The organism is Bradyrhizobium sp. Mp27 (assembly GCF_029953005.1).
In the GTDB taxonomy this organism is placed as follows: domain Bacteria; phylum Pseudomonadota; class Alphaproteobacteria; order Rhizobiales; family Xanthobacteraceae; genus Bradyrhizobium; species Bradyrhizobium barranii.
On record NZ_JASAUS010000397.1, the window covers coordinates 1 to 2,468 of the forward strand.

At 59.6% G+C, this 2,468-nt stretch carries 2 protein-coding genes and 2 pseudogenes; all 4 read right to left on the reverse strand.

Going from position 1 to position 2,468, the window contains the following annotated elements; translation table 11 throughout:
- Positions 1 to 302 (reverse strand): annotated as a pseudogene (locus tag QJT78_RS50215) (IS110 family transposase); the annotation flags it as partial.
- 110 nt (positions 303 to 412) lie between these two features.
- Positions 413 to 769, reverse strand: a complete 357-nt coding sequence (locus QJT78_RS50220; protein ID WP_028154558.1) for a hypothetical protein — start codon at positions 767 to 769, stop codon at positions 413 to 415.
- A 197-nt stretch (positions 770 to 966) separates the two neighbouring features.
- Positions 967 to 1,121, reverse strand: a pseudogene (locus QJT78_RS50225) (integrase core domain-containing protein); the annotation flags it as partial.
- 134 nt (positions 1,122 to 1,255) lie between these two features.
- Positions 1,256 to 1,399 carry a hypothetical protein gene (locus QJT78_RS50230; protein ID WP_155258293.1) on the reverse strand — a complete coding sequence of 48 codons (144 nt, stop codon included), beginning with the start codon at positions 1,397 to 1,399 and terminating at the stop codon, positions 1,256 to 1,258.
- Positions 1,400 to 2,468: the final 1,069 nt, after the last annotated feature.

Genomic DNA, 2,468 nt, shown 5'->3' on the forward strand with positions numbered 1-2,468 from the left:
GCTCGTCGCCCAGCCATTGCTCGTCGTCGAGCACCAGCCCGCGGGACGAGGCTGTCGGATTCAACGCCACGATCTGAGCATCGGCGGATGTGCTCGGAAACACCGGCACAGGGGCCGGCTTCGTAGCAAAAACTTACCTGCCGGTCACCCTTGCCAAGCTTCTTTGCCAGCTTGTCGATCTGATCGGCGCGATTGGGGATGATCCCCAAGTTACGAACTTCTCCGCCGCGCATCGCTTCGGCCACTGCAACCGAAATCGTCGCCTTGTGCACATCCAGCCCCACGAAAATGCTACCGTTCATCAGGCCCGCTCCCCATGCTTGAGGCTCGGCGCCGGACCATCCGGCGCAACCCTCGATAGGAGCTTGCCGCGGGGCGGGCCGCCCGTCACCTCAGAGGGCGAACATAGGGTCTAGTACAAGGATGTGTATGTCGAGATGCGATAGCTGAGGAAGGGCACTCCCTTTGAAGCGGCGTGAACTCCACTGTTTTCGGGCGACACGGCGAGCTTCAAGGCGTCCGTCAAGAACCGTCCGACGCCAGCCATGATCTCACACGCTTCCCGCTTGCTCCCGATCACGCCGATGAGGAAGTCGTCCGCGTAGCGGCAGGAGTGGAGCCCTTTGAAGTTGGGGTTTATCGGACCGACGGAAGGCACCTTCCGTCTCTCCTTGTTGACGGCTTTGATCTCTGCGAGTGCAGCGTGGATCTCGGCCTGATCCGCGCCTTCGGCACGGAGCCGTTCAATTTTACGGCGGAGACGGAGCACGCGCCGTTCCAGCGCGGCATAGCGCGGGAATGGGCGTCGCAGCTTGAACCGGTTCGTTAGTTGAAAACTGACTGCACCTGATCCCTTTCTATCACGCTGCCACAGACTCTGTCTGCCACAGCCTTCGCGGCCCGCATCCGTTCGCGCCAGACCGCCATCGGCGTGCGATACCCGTGCGCCTGATGAAGGCGATGATCGTCGTAGAAGGCGATCCAGCTCACAACCCTGCCTTGGCCTCGCGGCCGTCGGTATAGCCCTTGAGATAGATGTCCTCATGCTTGAGCGACCGCCACAGCCGCTCGATGAAGACGTTGTCCATCCGGCGACCGCGGCCATCCATGGAGATATTGATCCCTGCGCCCGCCAACGCGCCGGTGAAGGCCGCACTGGAGCCTGTCCGACTGGATCGGCATGCATGTCAACCTGTTCAGGTATCTCGGCGCCGTGCCGAAGTTCGTGATCTGCGAGATAATCTCAAGGCCGCCGTTACAGCAGATACGTGCGGTCAGTCGCCGGCAGAATGTCGATGCGGCCGACCGACTGCCTCGCATCGGCCATGACACCACGTAACAAAATTTGCAAATGCTGCGTCATGCGGTCGATCTGCTCCGGCGCGCCATCGACTGGCATCAAAATGCCAGCGGAAGCTCCCATCCAGAGCGCAAACCTCAAAGGTCAGCAAATCGCCGCATAGGGCTGGGCCAGCTCTGTGGCTCGTCATCAGATCGCCAGCGACGCGCCATCGCTGATTCCAAGGAAGTCGGGCGATCAGGTGACGACGAACCGCCAGGACGTCGTTTCCCTCGCCCGGCGCTTGAACCTGACGTTACGTCACGTCGTATGGAGAATGGCCTCTGGGCTTACAATTCGGCGCTGCGCGCGTCGGTCCACACATGCAGCCAGACCAACCTTCAACAACTAAGGGGTTCAAACGATGCTATTCTTCTTTTTGCTGTCGATCGCTTTCGCTGTCTTCGGCACAATTTACACCGTCAGCGCATGGCTCTCCCGCCGCCCGCGCAGCCGCAACTTCGTTCGTCCGACACAAACGCCTAAGCGGAGAGCGTTCTAAACTGACAATCAAGCAAGGTACCTCGTTGCGATACTCTCGATGAGGGAAAATGCCATTGTTGCCTCCTCCTGAACATTCCAGTTCGTGGTCGAGCGGGTGCTGTCGCGTGGGCAGGTCGCGGACTGAGTCTATCACAATAAGCCGGGCAAGGGGACGGCGTTCGGTGCATCATCGCGGGCGGCGGTGACGAGGTCGAAGGCCTCGTCCGCCGTCCAGGCTTCGGCGGGATAGTTGCCAGGCGCCTCACCGCAAGCAAGGGGCATATTAAGGGAAATGTTCTTGGCATTTGCGGATCAGCCTAACTTTGGATGATCAGTTTCACGTAACCTGTTACTGCAACAAACAGGAATATTCCGTCCGCTATCTCCACTAGCAGCGCGCCGGAGCGAACCTGACCTGGGTGTCGGGATTGACCCGACGACGGGCGATACCCTGAGCTTGCCGAAACGTGGCGAGATCGAGCTCGCATTCTCCTGGCTGAATATGCGATGCAACGTCTACAAACTCGCAGGTGCCGTCCTAGTACCCACTTTTCTTGGAACGTGAGTCGTGATTCAAGGTCGGGATGATACCCGAAGCAAGAGAAGTCCACCTTTCGAGGAAAGATCGCAAGGTGCTTGAGGCGTG

What these genes read in the sequence shown, in the direction of transcription:
- QJT78_RS50230 (WP_155258293.1), bottom strand. Translation starts at nt 1,399, where the DNA reads ATGCCAGTCGATGGCGCGCCGGAGCAGATCGACCGCATGACGCAGCAT.